This is a genomic window from Polyangium sp. y55x31 (assembly GCF_029946505.1).
GTDB lineage: Bacteria > Myxococcota_A > Polyangia > Polyangiales > Polyangiaceae > Polyangium.
Window position 1 is genome coordinate 16,783 of record NZ_JARZHG010000046.1, and the last position, 15,673, is coordinate 32,455.

15 protein-coding genes are annotated in these 15,673 nt (G+C 66.5%); 10 read left to right on the plus strand and 5 right to left on the minus strand.

Going from position 1 to position 15,673, the window contains the following annotated elements; genetic code table 11:
* Positions 1-230: 230 nt before the first annotated feature.
* The 3 genes from QHF84_RS43670 to QHF84_RS43680 form a co-directional block, all read right to left on the minus strand.
* On the minus strand, positions 231-626 hold the full coding sequence (locus QHF84_RS43670; protein WP_281319529.1) for a RidA family protein: 396 nt from the start codon (positions 624-626) through the stop codon (positions 231-233).
* An 851-nt stretch (positions 627-1,477) separates the two neighbouring features.
* Positions 1,478-2,683: a tetratricopeptide repeat protein gene (locus QHF84_RS43675; protein ID WP_281319530.1), complete on the minus strand. Its 1,206-nt coding sequence runs from the start codon at positions 2,681-2,683 to the stop codon at positions 1,478-1,480.
* A gap of 96 nt (positions 2,684-2,779) precedes the next feature.
* Complete coding sequence (locus QHF84_RS43680) at positions 2,780-3,667, minus strand: sigma-70 family RNA polymerase sigma factor (RefSeq protein ID WP_281319531.1); 888 nt, start codon at positions 3,665-3,667, stop codon at positions 2,780-2,782.
* Positions 3,668-3,887: 220 nt separating this feature from the next.
* Between QHF84_RS43680 and tssI the strand changes: the two genes are divergently transcribed.
* Genes tssI through QHF84_RS43720 form a run of 8 tightly spaced genes read left to right on the plus strand, consistent with a single transcriptional unit; the run spans position 3,888 to position 12,109 of the window.
* Positions 3,888-5,879 (plus strand): type VI secretion system tip protein TssI/VgrG, encoded by a 1,992-nt coding sequence (gene tssI, locus QHF84_RS43685; RefSeq protein ID WP_281319532.1) that lies wholly within the window; start codon positions 3,888-3,890, stop codon positions 5,877-5,879.
* Between the two features lie 11 nt (positions 5,880-5,890).
* Complete coding sequence (locus QHF84_RS43690; protein WP_281319533.1) at positions 5,891-6,331, plus strand: hypothetical protein; 441 nt, start codon at positions 5,891-5,893, stop codon at positions 6,329-6,331.
* A gap of 12 nt (positions 6,332-6,343) precedes the next feature.
* Positions 6,344-7,489 (plus strand): DUF4150 domain-containing protein, encoded by a 1,146-nt coding sequence (locus QHF84_RS43695; protein WP_281319534.1) that lies wholly within the window; start codon positions 6,344-6,346, stop codon positions 7,487-7,489.
* Entirely contained in the window at positions 7,486-8,439 is a 954-nt protein-coding gene (locus QHF84_RS43700) for a type VI immunity family protein (RefSeq protein WP_281319535.1), read from the plus strand. Before QHF84_RS43695 ends, QHF84_RS43700 begins: the two co-directional genes overlap by 4 nt.
* Before the next feature lie 16 nt (positions 8,440-8,455).
* Entirely contained in the window at positions 8,456-9,367 is a 912-nt protein-coding gene (locus tag QHF84_RS43705; protein ID WP_281319536.1) for a hypothetical protein, read from the plus strand.
* Entirely contained in the window at positions 9,364-10,317 is a 954-nt protein-coding gene (locus QHF84_RS43710) for a DUF2169 domain-containing protein (RefSeq protein WP_281319537.1), read from the plus strand. Before QHF84_RS43705 ends, QHF84_RS43710 begins: the two co-directional genes overlap by 4 nt.
* Positions 10,314-11,327 carry a hypothetical protein gene (locus QHF84_RS43715; RefSeq protein WP_281319538.1) on the plus strand — a complete coding sequence of 338 codons (1,014 nt, stop codon included), beginning with the start codon at positions 10,314-10,316 and terminating at the stop codon, positions 11,325-11,327. The genes QHF84_RS43710 and QHF84_RS43715 overlap by 4 nt, the downstream gene beginning before the upstream one ends.
* Positions 11,328-11,335: 8 nt before the next feature.
* Positions 11,336-12,109, plus strand: coding sequence for a hypothetical protein (locus tag QHF84_RS43720; RefSeq protein WP_281319539.1), 774 nt, complete (start codon positions 11,336-11,338; stop codon positions 12,107-12,109).
* Positions 12,110-12,182: 73 nt separating this feature from the next.
* Here QHF84_RS43720 and QHF84_RS43725 read toward each other — a convergent pair whose 3' ends face one another.
* Positions 12,183-12,590: a hypothetical protein gene (locus tag QHF84_RS43725; protein ID WP_281319540.1), complete on the minus strand. Its 408-nt coding sequence runs from the start codon at positions 12,588-12,590 to the stop codon at positions 12,183-12,185.
* Between the two features lie 107 nt (positions 12,591-12,697).
* A complete protein-coding gene (locus QHF84_RS43730) occupies positions 12,698-13,723 on the minus strand; it encodes a hypothetical protein (RefSeq protein WP_281319541.1) in 1,026 nt (341 codons plus the stop codon).
* A 473-nt stretch (positions 13,724-14,196) separates the two neighbouring features.
* On the opposite strand from QHF84_RS43730, the gene QHF84_RS43735 reads away from it, so the two are divergent.
* Positions 14,197-15,006, plus strand: a complete 810-nt coding sequence (locus QHF84_RS43735) for a SprT-like domain-containing protein (protein ID WP_281319542.1) — start codon at positions 14,197-14,199, stop codon at positions 15,004-15,006.
* Positions 15,003-15,260 carry a hypothetical protein gene (locus QHF84_RS43740; RefSeq protein ID WP_281319543.1) on the plus strand — a complete coding sequence of 86 codons (258 nt, stop codon included), beginning with the start codon at positions 15,003-15,005 and terminating at the stop codon, positions 15,258-15,260. Before QHF84_RS43735 ends, QHF84_RS43740 begins: the two co-directional genes overlap by 4 nt.
* Positions 15,261-15,673: the final 413 nt, after the last annotated feature.

Consider the following 15,673-nt stretch of genomic DNA (forward strand, 5'->3'; position numbering starts at 1 on the left):
CCGATTCGCCCGGTTGCTTTCGCTCGACAGCGGAGTGCGCCGAACCCTGCGGGTGCGAGCTTTCTCAGCTTTCCGCCTTCGGGAGTCGCTGCTTCTCCCCGCGCCAGCGGCAGAGGTGCGCGCAGAGCGAGCAGGGGCCGGCCCGACAACCCGGACTCCTCTGGATAACGTCCCACGTGGACGAACCCTCCCCCGGCTTGGGCCTCCCTATCGTCTGATCGGCCGCTGCGCTATTTCGGCGGGATGCGGGCGATGACCTTGATCTCGAATTGGAAGCCCGCCAGCCAGGTCACCCCGACCGCCGTCGCGTTGGGCTTTGGCTCGCGGGGAAAGGCTTTCGCGACCGCTTCGAGCATGAAGCCGGCGGTGGCCTCGGGGTCAATGAGATACAGGGTCATATCGACGACGTCATCAAAAGTGCAGCCCCCCGCTTCCAGCACCCCACGCAGGTTGTCGAAGGCGAGTTGAACCTGAGCCCCGAGGTCGGGCTCAGGGCTGCCATCTTCGCGGGCGCCGACCATTCCGGAGACGAACAGCAGGTCCCCGGATTGGATGGCTGGCGAGTAGCCGTGCTGGGAATAGAGGGCGTGCGGACGTACTGGGAAGATGGCTTTGCGGGTGCTCATGGTCGCTTGCAGTGTCCCCGTACCGCATGCCCCGCTGGTCTGCAAGTGCGGCGCCGGCGTCGCTTCCCTGGAGGTTTCTTATTCGCGCTCGGGGAACCCCATCCCCTCGAGCGCCGCGGGCGCGAAATCCGCACGAGCGAAGCGGTCAAACCCGTGAGGGAGACGGAGAGCGCTTCACTGTGGCGAGGGCTCACCTGGACGGAGCCTTGCGGCGAGTGCCTCGGTGGGTCCTGGCAGCTTCGAGGCCGAGACGGACTGCGCGCACGGCGTCGAGCTGCCCGAAGGGCACGTCTCCCCGGCCGGCAGGGCGTTCGCGCTGGTGCACGAACCATCCCAGCCGGCCGGACCGTCAAAAGGGCGCGTTTCGATGCCCTCCTGCCCACAGCTACCAGCTCGGATCGTGATGCTCTCGGGGAGGCCCGCCGGGGGCGGAGCGCACGTGCCCGTGGACGGGGCGCAGTCGCACGGCTCGCAGGCGGCGGGCGGCGCGACGAGCTCCGCGAAGAGGCGGAACTGCTCGTTCGGCACGCTGTTCGGAGGGTCGCTGGGGCATTTCTCCGGCATGCGCTCCGGAGGGCCGAGCCAGACGGGGATCGGAAACGGACTCCAGTACCCGGCACCCCCGCTCGGCGCGGGGAGGCAGCGGCCGGGGCACATGTTCGAGGCTTCGGGGGGTTTTGCGTCGTCGGAGGCGTCGCTGGCATCAGTTCCGGCGTCGAGGCATTCTGGAGCTGGGGATAGAGGGTCCGGGTTGCATTCAGCCTCGTTAACGTAAGGCGGTGCTGAGCAGCCGTACCAAGCAATGGCCCCGAACGACGCGAAAATTATCAAGATCCCGTTTCGCATAGATCCTACAACTCCCATACACCTGCGATATACGCACCAATCACGACAGGGGGTTGCTCGAATAGAACAGTTTTCTGAGCAACAATCTGTACGCCTCGTGAGAGGCCAATTGCGTCGACGCCACCCTGTAACATCAGGGAACGCGTCATGCGGAGGTTCGCTCCGAGGCGCCCACCCACCCCAGCCAAGAGGTTGGAGTACGAGATAGGCTTATAACTTGCGCTGGAGAACTCCACGTTGAGCAGTCCGACGTGTCCAAGGGCGCAGACGAAAAGCCAGCGCCAATGACCACACGCAGACAGCAACCCCCCCGCTGTCATCGCTGCGACATTTCGGTCTGCCACGCCCGACGTCAGCCACGCCGCTCTTCCCTCGATCCCAATCGACACGTTCTCGTGCGGTCGCAAGCCCCCGGTCAGGACCAACCCTACCGCGGGGTTCCACGATGCCACGCCAAACACCACGACCGGCCCCGCGCCGACGAACCCGTGCAACCCGCGGCCCTGTTCCTTCTCGTCGAGCTTCTCCTCCGCGTAGGCGTACGGGTCCTCTTGTCTCGTGTACCTCGGGTCCTGGATAACGATCGCCGGCGCGATGTCGGACAACGGAGCCTTCGCAGGCGACGTTTCATCGAACACGACCGGCGCCGGCCGAGGCTTGAAGGTGACCTCGACCTCCCTGTCCCTGCCCTTCTCGACCGTGAACGTGACCTCCGCGTCCTCGAACCCCTCCAGGTTCCCGTGGATCGTGTGCTCCCCCGGCTCCATGAACACGAAAAACGCCGTCGGTCCGCCGACCCCGCGCCTCTCGTCGAGCATCAGCCGTGCCCCCGCATGCGACACGACGACCTTCACCCACGACCCCTTGGCCAGCACCTCGTTGTAGTGCGTCTTGAAGCTCTCCCGCTCGGCAGGCGACGCACCCCGGCCTCGCTGGAAACCATCGAGCAGGTGCTCGGCGGCCTCTTCGTAGAGGCCGAGTCGCGCGAGCAGCACCCCCAGCCGGCCAGCGATGACTGGGTCTCGGCGGATGCGCAGAGCCTTCTGATAGTTCATCGCCGCGGAGGTAAGGCGACCGGCAGCGCGCTTGAGGTCGCCCATCGCGGTGAGCGCCTCGAACATCGTGTCCGGGGTCACGGCGCCGGGGACGGCGCTCTCCTGCTTCGGGGGCGGCTCCTCCGCGCGCGCGGATCCGGCAAGACCGAGGAGCACGGCAAGAGTGACACCAGGACGAACCATGCAGGGGCGAGGATACCACAAAAGCGCCGTCTCCACGGGGAAAGGGGACCCCCCGGACGAACCCTCGATTCACTGACCGTTCACGATTACGGTCTGTCCGGCATTGCCTCTGCGCAGCTCCTCGCGCGACGGCTCGGCCGTCTCGCTGCGTTTGGCCGAAACGGGCGGTGGAGCGGGCGCGGTTTTTCTCGTGGTGCCGGCCGGAGCGGGCGTGATCTCGTTGGACGGAGCGGGGACGAGCTCGCCGGACCAGCCGCTCACCATGGTGGGCCAGGTCGGCAAATAGAGCCCCGCCCGCGCCTCGATCATCGGCCTCGACGGCAACGCGAGCGCCGTCACGAGGATGGCGCTCGCGAGATGGAAGAGTATCGGCATGCACTCGCTGAGCCGCTGTGCGAACGGGAGCGGGGGCGCCACGCTGAGGTAGTCGTCCGTCGAGCCGGGGAACTCGCGGCGTAGGTGCTCGAGCGCCGCTTGAAGTCTCGACTGCACGGTGCCGAGCGGGATCCCGAGGTACTCGGCGACCTCCTCATAGGACCAGCCGCCGACGTGAACGAGGACGAGGACAAGGTACTGCGCGTCCGACAGCCGGTCCATCGCTGCTGCGAGCTTCGCACGCAGCTCGCGCCGGCACGCGCTCTCTTCGGGCGAGGGGATCTGTGATGCCGTGCGCTCCGCGTCGCCGACGTCCGGGGAGAACAGCTCACGGTCATTCCGTTCGGCGCGGCGATCCTCGCGCACGACGTTGCGCCCGATCCCAAAGAGCCACGGCCTTGGGCCGTCCGGATGCTCCTCGTACACGTGCAGCTTGAAGAACGCCCGGGTCAGGGTCTCTTGGACGCGGTCTTCAAGGGTGCTGCTGTCACTGCAACGTTTGCGTGCCATGAGCCGGACTACGTCCGGTCGTAGGGCGAGGAGTTCGGCGAGAAGTGCGGATAAGGGGGTGGCGCGCGACATGAACCCCCCATGACGGGAGCGGGCGGTTTGTTCGGCAAAATCGACCGGACGCTAGCACTTACTTCGTAGCCATAGGCTGTAAAGCCGACAGGCCGACGGGTACCCGGACAGGGGCACGGTCATGAAACAATTCATCGCCTGGAAAAGGTCTTCCGTTCGGTGCGCTTGCCGTGCGATTCTGATCACCGTCGGTGGACGCGAGCGGGAGGGGGGCCCGGCGGTGTCGCACATCTCGTTTTCCATAGGGAGCCTCGACGTCCCGCTGACGGTCCAGCGCGCGGAGATCCGCGAGGAACTCTCGACGCCCATGGTCGCCATCGTCCACGCGACGACAGCGCTCCCTGCTTTGCCACCGGGGGCGCTTGTAGGACAAACCGCGACGCTCTCCCTGTCCGGCGGCGGTCTCTTCGAGTTTGACCTGCTCGGCGAACGCACATGGACCGGCGTTTGTCGGGACGTCGCCCTCGTGAAGGTCGAGCTCACCGGGGCGAGCACGTACCGCTTCGAGATCGTCGCACCCGTGGCCTTGCTCGCCCTGCGTCGTAGTTACCGCGTCTTCCAGGACCTCTCTGCGCCAAGCATCGCCTCGAAGATCCTCGAAGCTGCGGGGTTCTCCGCGACGGTCCAAATCGACGACGAAGCGCACCCCCGCCGGGAGCTACGCGTCCAGTACGGCGAAACGGACGCCGACTTCTTTCACCGCATGCTCGAAGAAGCCGGCGTGGCCTACGCCACCGCCGAATCTGGCGAACTCGTACTCTCCGACCACTGGGAGACCGGCGAATGTCGCGTCGTGCCCCTTTCATACGTCGATCACCCCGCAGAGGCCCTCGGGCGGCCCTTCGTGACGGAGCTCGAACTCGCGAGCGCACTCCGTCCCGGAGCCCTCGCGCTGGGCGACTACGACTTCCGGCGCCCCAACACGCCCCTCTGGGTCGAGGCTCCCAAGGCCGGCGAGATCGAGGCAGCGCTGGCGCAGCAGTTTTTCCTTCCGGGCGCCGCCCTCGTCGCGGTCGACCATGGCTCGGGGACGCCCGCGGCCGATGACCGAGGGGCGTTTCGTCATGACGAACGCGCAGCGAAGGCCGACGCTCAGCGGCTACTCGAAGCCCTCCGCGAGGGCCGTGACGAGCTCCGCTTCTCGACGAACGCGATGGACATGGCCCCGGGCGCGGTTTTTCGCGTCGAGGGCTATCCGCACCCTGCGCTTGCCAGCGCGCCCCGGTTGCTCTGCACCGCAATTCACATCGAGGCGGAGTTCGGCAAACCATTACATATCCGCGCACGGGCCGTCTTCGCCGACGCCCCGTACCGCCCGCCTCGACGTACCCAAAAACCCCGCGCGCTCGGCGTCGAGACAGCCGTCGTCGTGGGTCCCCCGAAGCAGGAGATTCACACGGACGAGTTCGGTCGCGTGCGTGTCCAGTTTCCCTGGGATCGCGAGGGTGGACGCGACGCGAAGAGCTCGTGCTGGGTGCGCGTGAGTCAGGCGTGGGCCGGGCTTGGCTACGGCGCTCTCGCGTTGCCGCGCGTCGGACAGGAGGTCCTCGTCGCGTTCCTCGCAGGCGATCCGGATCGCCCCGTCATCGTCGGCCGGCTCCACAACGCGATCGAGCAGACCCCGTACAAGCTTCCCGAGGACCAAACCGTGACGGGCATTCGGACGGCAAGCACGCCGGGCGGCGCGGGATGGAACGAGCTGCGCTTTGATGACCGCGCGGGCGCGGAGCTCGTCGCGATTCGGGCCGAGCGCGACCTCCAGAAGCTCGTTCGTCATGACGAACGCGAGAAGACGGGGCACAACCGGACGATTGGGGTTGGCGAGGACCTGCAGGTCGAGGTCGAGGGCGACGAGGCGCGGCGAACCGAGGGGCGCCGTGCCGTGCGCGTGGGCGGCGACGACACGCTGGACGTCGGCGGGAGCCGCAAAGCGACGATCGCAGGGAGCGACACGGTCGTTGTCGCGCAGAAGCACAGCGTGAGCGTCGGGCCATCGAAGACGGGGGCCGAGATCGTGGACAAGCGGATCTCCCTCGGTACGGGCGGAGCGAAGCTCGTGATGGACGGGCCAGACGTGACGCTGTCGGCGAGTGGGACGATCTCGCTGCGCGCGGATGGGGCGATCGTGATTGACGCGGCCGCGAGCGTGACGGTGGTGGCGAGCGGAGACGTGGTGATCGATGGCGGAGGCAACGTACGGGTGAAGTCGTAAGGGAGGGGCAAATGGGGGAGCGGGAGCCGGTCAGCGGACCGAGGCGTGTGGTGGAAGGGCCGCGAGCTGCGCGGATCGCAGAGGTCACGGCGGAGGGGATCGTGATGGTGCGGGTTGGTCAGGACGCACCACCCCTGCGAGCGTGGGTCGCGGCGTCGATATCGCTCGCGCGGCTCGTCGCGGCGGCGCGGGAGGGTGCGCCCGTGCTCGTGGACTTCCTTGACGGAGACCCGACGCAACCCGTGCTGATCGCGCTGCTCGTGGATCGCGTCGCGCCCGAGGCACCACCGCGCGCGGTCGCGCTCGAGGCGGCCGAGTCGATCACGCTGGCGTGCGGCGCCAGCGTGGTCGAGCTGCATGCCGCGGGACATGTGGAGGTGCGGGGGCGCGAGATGCGGCTCGAGGCCGAGGGGAACGTCACGGTGCGCGGTGTGCGCATCCACTTGAACTAGGGGGCGTGAGCGATGGCGGCGACGGTGTCGGTGAACGGCCGAACGGTCGTGCACGCGGGGAGCGAGGGCGTCAGCACGGCGTTCCCGGACGCGTGCGTCATGCCGAACGGCGTGGTCGTGCCGTGCTTCAACACGGCGTGCTCCGAGGACGTCGTGAACTGCGCGGAGACGGTGTTCGCCGATGGTTTCCCGGTGGCGACGTCGGCCTCGTGGTTCGATTCCAGCACGGGGAACGAGGCGACGCTCGGCGGGGTGATATCGGGGCAGATCAAGGGGAAGGCGAGCTTCGTCAACTACTCGACGAACGTGTTTGTCGAGGGAAAGCCCGTGCCGCGGAACGGGGATCCGATGGTGCACAACCATGGGAGCCCGCCGAATGCGTTCAGTCCGGCGCTCGTGCAGCCGGATCTCGCCGGCGGCAACGAGAAGACGATCCTGTGCGGCGTCTACTGCTTCTGCAAGGACAAGGGCAAGACGTACTGCGCCGCGCTCTCCATCGCCGAGCCGCGCTGGGTGCGGGGAAGCAAGCTCTTCCCGAAGCGGTACTGGGAGCCGCGGCATCCCAAGTTCTACGTCGAGGTGCCGTTCGACATGAGCGCACCGGGCGGGCCCGCGCCGATGATCGACGAGACGCAGCGAATGGCGAAGCCGCCGCATCACCCGCTGCCGCGTGCGGACTTTCCGCCGCTCGCGGGGACACGGAGGCCGGATGGCGTAATCGTGCGGAACCCGGCGCTGCCGCTGTCGCGGACAAACGTCAAGCGGGTGTTCGAGTTCAAATTTCCGGGGGACACGTGGCGGGAGAACGGACAGGAAGAGGCCTACAAGGAGATCGATCCAGGTTTGATGGTGCTCGATGAGAAGGAGTGCGGCGCGCAGTGCAAGCTCGAAGAGCGCGAGCGGGAGCCCGAGCCGGTGCGTGATCCGATGCGTGATGGGGTGCGTGATCTGCTGCTGTTGGCCCTCCTCGCGAAGAAGCGGCTGGCCACGCCGAAGCTCCGCCCAGTGCCCGTGGGTCCGCTCGTCCCGGTCTTCACTGCGGCGGGGCTCGGCGCGCTGCTCGCCCTGTTTGGCCGGACGCTCTCCTCCCCGGTCTTGCTCTTGCCCGTCTTGCCGCCGGGGGTACTCTCGGATCCGACCGCGGGGAAAGAGACATGAGCCCGGACGAACCTACGAAGATCGCGCTCCGAGATCTCCACGCGCTCGCAGCAGAGCACATCCGCATCTCGCTGGCGCTGACCATGTACTTCAAGGAGCCGCTGGCAAGCTTTCCTGACGCGATCGGGCAGGTTCTCGAGGCGTACCTCGAACACGCGGAGCCGCACCTACGGTGGTACGCGGACTGGGAGGACACCAAGTTTCGCCCGGCCGAACCCGAACGACTGCGGTTGCCGGCGCAGCTCCTCGAGCAGCCCAAGTTCAGGAAAAAAAACCTGGGTTGGCTCTACCTGGGTGGAGAGAGCTTCAACGACCTGACCGACTGGCATCTACACGGCAAGCATCAGGTCGAGTACCCGAGCAAGTTAAGCTTCCTGCGCCTGGCGTTCCCCGTCGATCATTGGTACCCCAACTACCAAGCGTTCGCGGCGTGGGTGAGGCGCGTAGCCGCGCTTGTGCCCGTGTTCCACGGCTACGCGGGGTTCATGTTCGAACCTCATCAGGATCCAGGGGGCGCTCGGCACGTGCAGTCGGAGCACATCTACCCGCTCGCCATGCGCTTCCATGGCATCGAGGTCGAGGCTCCTTCTTTGACCGATCGCTCCTGCTACAGCTCGATCAAGGGCGTCAACTGGATCACCCTCGTCTCGGAGCCGCTGCTCGATCCGCTGGGCGGGATCCACATGACGACGGCCGCGCTCGAGCGGGCCGGTGGGCTCACCGTCGATCGCATGCCCTGGGGCCTCTACATCCAGGCCGGCGACGAGCCCGGGATCGGCGACGTCAACCAGGACCCGAAGCCGCTGCCGCTCTACCGCAAGGTCAACAGGATCTTGCGCCCCATCCGCACGAGTACGCACTTTCAGCTCGGCGACGACGAGTACCATAAGTCCTTCGGGATGAGCGGGACCCTGCGATGGCTCCGGAGGTTCGATGACACGAGCTCGTAGGCTGCTCGTCGCCTGGATGGTCGTAATCGCGGTGATCGTCGTGGCCGCGTATCTCGGTCTCTTTGCGTCGCAAGCGCCCGCAGCAAGAAATGGAGACCATCGAATTGAGGCCGAAAAGGTGCACGCGACGATGCCCAGCGCTCAAGACCAGGGTGTCGCCCTCGTCCGCCAAGTCATCGAGAAAGTGAAGGCCCATGATCTCAGCGTGCTCGATCCCGAATTACCCACGAGCAAGCGTCGCCCAAGACCATTGTCGCGTGAGGTGATTGCCAAGCTGCGTCTTCCGGGCAATCGACCCGTATCTCCATCGCTTGCAGAGTGGCTCGCGTTCGACGCAAGCTTCCTCGGGTGGTTCGCGGACCTCGACCACCCTGTCTTGCAGGAGATGAATGTGGGAGCCGGGGCACTCGCGGCATTCAGAGGCAGCTACACCGAGCATGCCGCCTACTTCAACGGTCTCACCAAAGGAGCGCTCCCCAGTCTTTGCTTGCCCTTGCCCTTCGGCGATCAGTCACGCCGGCTCCTGTACTTTTCTGCGCCAGACGCGCTCGGCGAGTACCCCGTGCTGGTCATCGATGTTGATGACCAACCCTACGTTGCCCTGGAGTATCCCGGGATTGATGTGTACCTCGCCGCGCACGCCGGGATCATCGCTCCTCCCGAGGGCGTGGACGATCCCCGCTTCCGGCAGCGAATGACGCATCACCTCCGGAATACGCTTGGCCGTGATGTTCTGACGCTGGGCGACGAAGGTTTCCCAGTGGACCCCGCGAAGGTGCCGCCAGTGCCCTCGCTTCCCGCGCCCGGAGAGCCGGTTCCGAAGGGCTATCGCGTACGTGAGGCGATCAATCCCTTCACCAAGGAGCGGGTACGAATGCTGTTGCCGATCGACGAGCGTTACGAAGACGACGGGGGCGCCGGGCCGTGACCATCCAAAACGAGACCCCATACCCGTACGTCGCCGCCATTCTCCCCGACTTCGATGGCCGAAAAGCCTTTGTCCTCCTCGTCAAAGCCACCCTTCGCCTCACCACGCACGCCCTCACCCCCGCGCAAGAACCCATCCGCCGCGCGGACGTCTTCTTCCCCTCGGGCGCCCTCTGTTACCCCTGCGATCTCTCCCTCGACCACCCCGGCACCGACGTCATCGTCCACGGCACCGCGCACGCGCCCCACGGTCTCCCGCATGCGACGTTCACCGCATCGATCACGGTCGCCGACATCGGCTCTCGGATCCGCGTGACAGGCCCGCGCTTTTTTCGCCGGACGAGGACCGGGTTTGTCGTAACGGAACCCGACCGCGTCGGATCCGTCGCGCTCCTGCACGAGAACGCCTTCGGTGGCGCTCGATGCTCCGAAAACCCGATAGGCAAAGGCTCGTTCGCTCCCGGCGAACCTCCCGACGGCCAGCCCCTTCCGCTGCTCGAGGACGCCGACGCGCCAGCCGTCAACTCGCCGGGCGACCAACCACCCCCGCCCGCGTTCGGCGCGATCGCGCCGCACTGGACCCCTCGCAGCGCCTACGCCGGCACCTACGACGATGCCTGGCGCCGAACCCGCGCCCCGCTCGCGCCCTGGGACCTCGATCGCCGCTTCTTCTGCGCTGCCCCGCCGCGCCTTTGCACCGCGCGTCCCCTTGTGGGCGGCGAGCCCATCGAGCTCCACGCACTCTCGCCCTACGGCCCGCTCTTCTCCCGCGTCCCCCGCCTCCCGCTCCGCATCCTCGTCGACGGCGCCTCCCACCGCCCGCAGCTCGACCGCCTCGTCCTGGAGCCCGACGCGGACCGCTGCATCCTCACCTACCGCCTGGCGCTGCCCGCGCAGCCGAGGCGTACACGCATCGTCGAGAAGCGCCTCCTACCGAAGAATGCTGCATGAACGAGCCTGCCCTTCACATCGCCGCAGCCGGCGTTACAACCGCCGCGGGTTCCCGGCTCGCCGCGGTCGTCGACGCCGTACGCGAGGACCGTCGCTGCGCCGAGCCCACCTACCTCGTAGGGCGCGACGGCCGCAATCTCGTCGTCGCTCCCGTCTTGCCCATCCGCGGCGATCACGGCCCTGGTCGCGCGATTACGCTCGTCGACGCCGCGCTCCGCGAATGCCTGAACGAGGACAAACCTCCCTCGGGCGCGACGTTGCTCGTCCTATGCGCCTCGCGGCCCGACTTCGCACCAAGCTGGAAAGGAATGGGGCGCGGCGTCCGGAGCTTGCTGCACGAGCAGTACGAAATTTTCGTCCCGGATCCGCTCCTCATCATCTTTACGGACGGCAACGCGGCTGGGCTTCGCGCCCTTGCGCGCGTTCGAGAGGCGTTTCTCTCGGGTGAAGCGCGCGAAGCGCTCGTCGTCGGCGTGCAAAGCGATTGCGCTCCCGAGACGCTGTCGGTGCTCGACTTGTTTGGGATGAGCGCGTCGTCCCGCTTTCCGGATGGATACTTGCCGAGCGAGTCGGCGGCCGTCGTCCATGTGCGCCCCCGGCCGGCTGGGCCACGCATTGCCGGCTTTTCCTTCACGTCTGCGCCGAGCATCGACTTCGAGAAGGACGTGGATGCCGAGATGGCGCATCCCGAGAGCCTCGTCACAACCATTGAGGACGCCTTGGCCCAATGGCGGGGTGATCGACGGACGATCACGGAGGTCCTCTGCGATCTGAACGGCGCGGAATGGCGTGCCAAGGAATGGGCGCTCGCGTCGACCCGCGCCTTCTGGCAAGCCGGCGCAAACCCGTCCCTCATGGCGCCAGCGCGTACGCTCGGCGAGCAGCACGCCGCGACGATCCCTCTGCTGCTTGCCCTCGCCGTGCAGGCGGTCAACACGTCCCAAACCCCTCGCCTGGTCATGGCCAGCGACGCCGATGGGTTCCGCGGCGCGGCCATCATCGAACCATGAATGAAACCATGGATCCGAACGAGATGCAGATCGAGCTTTACGCCCGTCCGGGCACCCATCCGCGTACTCTTCTGATCTCGGCCGTCACGAATCGAGAGGACTTGTCAACCGCAGAGCCATTACCGGAGGAGTACGTTCCTCACGTCGAAGTGGAAGGCATGCTGGCTCGTTATGCCGCCGCGGCGACGATGGGATGCTTTGGTGGCACTGGCTCCGCGAGCATCACGCAGAGGGAGCGTAGGACTGAAGGAACAACCACGGTCGAACGACTCATCCTCTCGTTGCCCGCGCTGCCTCTGGAAGCCCTCGCGCCGCTCCTCTGGAAGGCCCGTTTCCCCGCATTCTTGGACCGCCCCCTCAGGTCGTTCGTCGTGACGGAGCAAGGTGCGGAGTCGATGGCCGCGGTGGACATCGACGCCCTCGCGCTGCTTCCCGAGCCGACGCTCCGCTTTACGGTGGCGTTGCCCGAAGACTTGAACGAGGAGTTGAAGGACGGTCGAGTTCTCGTGACGTTCGTAGAGGCAGTCCGCGAAGACACGCTCGCGCGTACACGTGATGCCTTCGAGGCGTGGGGAGGCTTGCTCGTCGGCGGCTTCCCAGGGCCCCACGAGGAGCTTCCTTCTGCTGGGTTCGTGACGGATGTGCAGCGACACCTTCCCACGGAGGTCGTTGCGTCGCTCGAGTTCGTGTCTGCGTCGAGGCCGGCGTGGGATGCACTTCTTCGAACTCTTGATAGGATTAACCGCGATCTTCAGCCCATCGTCAAGGTCGAGGTTTACTGAAAGGCCGATCATGCTGCGACCGGCGCCCACCCTCGGCGAACATCTGGCCTGCGCTTAGGTCGAGTGACGACAGTCAATCAGTTGCGTCGTTATGCTCCTGCCCGTGTCGACGCTCCTCGATAATCTCGAGTCTGCGAGCGTGCATCCGATCGTAAATCTGTAAAGCGAGCTGGGGTGTGGCTTCTTTTCCAAAGACGTCAAGCGCCGCTACCCAGGCCACGTCGAGTGTGTCCGTAACGTAGGTCATTGCCTCGATGATGTGCTCCGGCTTCCCCAACGCTTTGTCCAGAAGCGTTACCTTTGCATCGAAACTTTGCCGAGCGCGCTTCGGGTTCGAGGCGGATGCCTTCTCCCAAGCTTCGACTGCCTCCTCCAAGGCGTCTGACAAGCCGAGTCCGTTCTCGGTAGCCATGGTGGCCAGCTTCCGGTGCGGACCGGGTTTCACTTTCATCGTCACCAGCTTCTGAGGTTCGTTTGTCATACTAAATTGACTACACGTGGTACTAAATTTAGTCAACACAGAAGTGTCGCTCGGCGGGTCGACAAGCGATCCGCCGAACATTGTGCCAGCTTGTACGTGTCGCTGACTTACGGCGCCAACGCCGATCGCGCCACGAACCGCGCGATCGCCATCGCCCGGAGCACGAGGGGCCGTCGATCCGACGCCGCGAGGTCCTGCGCCAGGTCAACCTCCGCGACCATCCTCACCTGAAACCGCTCCGCCAGCGGCAAGAGCGGTCCGAGCGCCGCGGGCAGATAAACGAGCGTCGGCCCTTCCTCGGCGCCCGTGAGCAGCTCGGCGCGGAGCCACGGCCTGCCGAAGACGTCCTGCTTCTGGTACTTCCTCTGCGCCACGAGCGCGCGTTCCACCTCCGCATCGAGGAACGCCTGCGTCGGGCCCCGCTTGCACTTCGCCACTAGCTCGCGCACGTGCGAGAGCAGCGCCTTCGCGATCCCCTCGGCCCCCTCGAGCGCCGGATCGTCGAGCGCCCCGCGCGCCGCCGCCAGCGAGGCCGAGAGCGCTGCATCGTGCGTCACCAGCGGCGTCGCCGCGGCGATCATCGCGCGGACGCGCTCCCGCGGGTCGAAACACATCGTGAGCTCGCCCGCGACGACGACCACGGGCGGCGACAGCTCCCCGTGCTCGCCGAGTGCGCGCTCCACGACGCCGACGAGCGCGGACGAGGGGGCTGGCCGTGCACCTGAAAGGACCGCGATGACGTCGCGCTCCTCGCGCGCGCGTTCGTCGCGGATGGGGTCCACGTGCCGCGGCTCGGCCGATGGGGGCGGAGTAGGCGGGTCGCAGAGCTCCTCCCAGTCGGTCATCGCCCGAATACGCTTCACGACGGCCGGTTCGAACCAGAGCAGCCGTAGAATGGGGACTCCGGCTCGTGCACGCACGGCGCGCGTCGCCTTCCGCGTCGGCTTGGGTTTCGCCGGTGCCTCGGCGACAGCTTCTTCATCCGCCCCCGCGGCGTTCATCGCATCGAGCAGGTTCGGAGGCTTCTCGGAGGTGCGGTTGTTCGGCGGGATCGCGGGCGCAGAGGCCGCGGCGACCGGGATGGCCCCTTCGAGTACGCCGGGGCGCGGCGGCTGAAAGGGGAGACCGGCCATCGAGGGTGGCTTCGCGGTACGGCGCGATGAGCTTGTCGCCTTGAAGGGCAGCGCCGTGCGCAGGGAGGCCCTGTGCGACGGCGCCACCGTCTCGCGGCTCGGCGCTGGTGCCGCTTCGGTGTCGGGGTCATCGACGGAAGCTGTCATGGCACGAGCATCGTAAGGGCAGGAACCCGGTTCGAGGTCATCTCCGAAGACGAGCGAGTTGCTTTCTAGCTCGGACGGCCGGGCTCTCGCGGTGGTCGCACGACGCCGTCCAAACGTCCGGATGTACACCCGTACATGGCAAGCGGTCGCGCTAGCTCAAGCGCATATCAAGACCGGAAGACCTGGGTAATCGATAGACCTAACGCTCCTTCGGTCTTCCTCTCTCTTGACCCACAGATCGACGGATCTACCTTTGGGTTCGTATGACAGAACACGATTCCAAACGAGCGGGAGGGGTCCTCGGTCCGCAACAAAAGGTCCTTCTGTTGCGCCGGGGCGCCGCCGAGGGCGTCCCCCGCATCGACCCCCGCACCCCCGCTCGCGCCCTCGCCGCGCTCGTGGAGCAGGAGGGACAAGAGGCCCCGAAGGCGGTCTACCGAGCCTTCGAGGAGTACAACCGGGCGCATTTCGACGGCCGCCTCGGGCAGTCGATGCTCCTGATCACGCAGCCCGCTTCCCCGCGCACCCTCGGCGATTACGTGCCGCGGGACGCGCACGGAATCCCGAGTCGTATCCGGATCGCGCCGAAGTGCGAAACCATCTGCCTGGCGTACGTTCTCGACGTCGTGCTGCACGAAATGGTGCATGCCTGGCAGCACGAAGTTCTCGACAACCTCGAACAGGGATACGAGGGGCATGGTCCTCGGTTTGCGGAGAAGTGCAACGAGATCGGAGCGAAGTTCGGCCTTGCTGAGGTCGCGCCAAAGGGGCGAAGGGGCAAGGCGAAGGCTGCCCACTGGCCGATGTGCGTGCGGCCCGAGGGGTTTTACGGTCCTAACGATCCTCGGAAGCAATGCGCCGACGAGGAGGAGCAGGACGCCGCGGGGCGAGCGAAGCCGGAAGCGGGTTCAGCCATCGAGATGACCTCGGTGCTCGTCGAGGGGCTCGATAGGTGGGACCTCGCGTTTTTCCGCGTCGTTGCCGGTGCGAAGGGGCTGCCCGTGGCCGACGTGCTGCGCGAGCTGGCGATCGGGGAAGCTCGAAGGATGGCGCAGACCGGATCGACGCCGGTGGGGGCCGCGCTCGCCGCATACGGAAAATTGCGAGCCGCCGCGGCGGGGAAGGAGGACACGTGAGCGATCAATGGCATATCGCCGCGTGCGAATCTGGAAGCGCCATCATTCGCGACCAGAACGGCCTGTTCGTTGCCGAGGTGGTTGCCGCCGATGCCGAACTGGTTGCCGCAGCACCGGCCCTGCTCGCCTTCCTCGCGAACTTGCTCGATGACCCGCTGGCCGCGATCCTCGATGATCTCTCCGAGCCAGAAGCGCTCGTCGCCCGCTTGAAGGGTCTCAACCGGGACGCGGAGGCGGCCGTGGAGGCCACGTGAGAACCGTGTTCCTCGTGGGGTGCGCCGACACAAAGGCGGATACGGCACAGCCGGCGCGCACGCTCTACCGCTCCGGCCTGTTCCGCGACGCTTTGCAATACGCCGAGCTGCGACAGGGCGGCAGAGACGTGTTCATCTTGTCTGCCAAACACGGCGCCATCGAGCCCTCGACGGTTATCGAACCGTACGACCTCGTAATCAAGAGCCTGTCCGATGAGCAACGCCTCGAATGGGCGCGGTCCGTCATCGCGAACCTACGCGCCCGCTGGCCAGGGGAGGAGCTGCTCCTCGTTGTGCTTGCCGGGAAAGCGTATGCGGACGTGCTGGTGCGAGCCCGTCGTGGTTTGCGACCGCTCGTCGCGCTGGAAACCCCGTTGGATGGGAAGGGGTTGGGCCATCGCCGGAGTTGGTTC

What these genes read in the sequence shown, in the direction of transcription:
- QHF84_RS43680 (WP_281319531.1), bottom strand. Translation starts at nt 3,667, where the DNA reads ATGTCGCGCGCCACCCCCTTATCCGCACTTCTCGCCGAACTCCTCGCC.
- QHF84_RS43690 (WP_281319533.1), top strand. Translation starts at nt 5,891, where the DNA reads ATGGGGGAGCGGGAGCCGGTCAGCGGACCGAGGCGTGTGGTGGAAGGG.
- QHF84_RS43720 (WP_281319539.1), top strand. Translation starts at nt 11,336, where the DNA reads ATGGATCCGAACGAGATGCAGATCGAGCTTTACGCCCGTCCGGGCACC.
- QHF84_RS43715 (WP_281319538.1), top strand. Translation starts at nt 10,314, where the DNA reads ATGAACGAGCCTGCCCTTCACATCGCCGCAGCCGGCGTTACAACCGCC.
- QHF84_RS43695 (WP_281319534.1), top strand. Translation starts at nt 6,344, where the DNA reads ATGGCGGCGACGGTGTCGGTGAACGGCCGAACGGTCGTGCACGCGGGG.
- QHF84_RS43725 (WP_281319540.1), bottom strand. Translation starts at nt 12,590, where the DNA reads ATGACAAACGAACCTCAGAAGCTGGTGACGATGAAAGTGAAACCCGGT.
- QHF84_RS43730 (WP_281319541.1), bottom strand. Translation starts at nt 13,723, where the DNA reads ATGGCCGGTCTCCCCTTTCAGCCGCCGCGCCCCGGCGTACTCGAAGGG.
- QHF84_RS43700 (WP_281319535.1), top strand. Translation starts at nt 7,486, where the DNA reads ATGAGCCCGGACGAACCTACGAAGATCGCGCTCCGAGATCTCCACGCG.
- QHF84_RS43705 (WP_281319536.1), top strand. Translation starts at nt 8,456, where the DNA reads ATGGTCGTAATCGCGGTGATCGTCGTGGCCGCGTATCTCGGTCTCTTT.
- QHF84_RS43670 (WP_281319529.1), bottom strand. Translation starts at nt 626, where the DNA reads ATGAGCACCCGCAAAGCCATCTTCCCAGTACGTCCGCACGCCCTCTAT.